Consider the following 1868-nt stretch of genomic DNA (forward strand, 5'->3'; position numbering starts at 1 on the left):
AAGGAAAGGGCAAATAGGCCCCTCCAGAGATCTCTTCCCGCAAAACGCCAAACGCAGAGCGTTTGACAGATGCGTTTTGCGCCGAGATGACGAGGGAGGGCATTTTATGCCGTTTGCGCCGGGATGACGCGGGATATTGGCGTGTGCAAAAAGCGTTCTCCCCTGTCCCGTTGGGTCGGTGCGCAGCCTTGGCTCGCGGTTCTGTTACAGGGGACTTCTTACCGGTGAGGGCCTTCTGCCCTCACCGCCGAAGTGACGTTGTGTTTGAACGGGACAGGCCCGGGATGACTGGATCCGACACTTGATCCTTCTCCGCCGCGTGGCCCCCCCAACGGCTTTCAGCCGTCGGTGCCCCCACAGATCTCCAACGGTCGCGAACAAGTCGCGACCGCAGGGATGACGGCGGAGCGAGTGCGGCGGCAGGCGCGCAGCCCTGACTGCGCACAGTATCATTAATGCCCTTCGCGGTCCGGTTTATTCCTCGCTGAAGTCGGTGTCCATGATCACGTGGAGCTCGTAGTCCGGGTAGGCGGCCTGCACGTCCCGGCAGATCTCCTCGTACACCTGGCGGCGGTCGGGAGCGTCAAAGCTGACGATCACGTCAAAGCGGATAATCTTCTCCGGCTTGTCGATATAGAAGCCGTGCACCTGCAGGATGTGGGGGTGAGCCATGATGATGCCGGTCACTTTTTCCCTGGCTGCCGCCGCCTCGGGGTCCCGGGTGTTGACGGAATAGACGCCGATGGCGGTGAGGAGCACGTTGTGCTTGTGATAGACCTCCATACTCACCGAGCGAAGCAGCTTGTCCAGATAGTCCGCGGACAGGGTGTCGGGCACCTCAATGTGGACGGAGCCCTGATAGGCGTCGGGGCCGTAGTTGTGCAGCACCAGATCGTAGGCCCCGCTGATCTCGGGAAAGCCGGTGACGGTCTCCTTGATGTCCCGGGCCAGCTGAGCGTCCACCCGTTCGCCCAATATGCGGGAAAGGGTGTCGCGCAGCATTTCCAGTCCCGACTTGACTATGACCAGAGCGATGATGCCGCCGAGCCAGGCCTCGGTGGAGATGTGAAAGAGCACAAAGACCACGGCCGCCACCAGAGTGGACGCCGAAATGATGGAGTCCAGCTTGGCGTCTTCGCCGCTGTTGACCAGAGAGTCGGAGTTGACCCTCTTGCCCACGTTTTTCACGTAATGCCCCAGGACGATCTTCACCACCACGGCCACCGCCACGATGATCAGGCCCGTGGCGCTGTATTCGGGCTTGTCCGGAGCGATGATCTCCTTCACCGACTCCACAAAGGCCGTGATGCCCGCATACAATACCAGCAGCGAGATCACCATGGAGCTCAGATACTCTATGCGCCCGTAGCCGAAGGGGTGCTGTCTGTCCGGCTGTTTGCCGGCCAGCTTGGTCCCCACGATGGTGATCACGGAGCTGGCCGCGTCGGACAGGTTGTTCACCGCGTCCATCACGATGGCTATGGAGTTGGAGGTGAGTCCCACCACCGCCTTGAAGGCGGCGAGAAACACGTTGGCCAATATGCCGAGGACGCTGGTCCTGACGATCACCGCGTCGCGGCTGATCTGATGGGTTGCGCTTTGGTCTTTCATACAGTGTCGTGTCCTTTCTTGGTTCTATTTTCTGATCCACATGGCGGGGCGGAAAAGCGTGTTCTTCCCCCGCGATACTGACCCTCTGGGCTTTATCCTTGCCCTCCCTGCCTGGGTCCTCCCATTTGCCCTCTCTGCCCTTGGCAGAGTAAGGAAAGGGCAAATAGGCCCCTCCAGAGATCTCTTCCCGCAAAACGCCAAACGCAGAGCGTTTGACAGATGCGTTTTGCGCCGAGATGACGAGGGAGGGCATTTTA

The 1868-nt window shown here is 60.2% G+C and carries 1 protein-coding gene; it reads right to left on the bottom strand.

Features of this window, described 5'->3' with window-relative positions:
- Positions 1-474: 474 nt before the first annotated feature.
- Complete coding sequence (locus IK083_10355; GenBank protein MBR4749955.1) at positions 475-1611, bottom strand: cation transporter; 1137 nt, start codon at positions 1609-1611, stop codon at positions 475-477.
- Positions 1612-1868 lie beyond the last annotated feature (257 nt).

The sequence above is a fragment of the Abditibacteriota bacterium genome (assembly GCA_017552965.1).
Classification (GTDB): domain Bacteria; phylum Armatimonadota; class UBA5829; order UBA5829; family UBA5829; genus RGIG7931.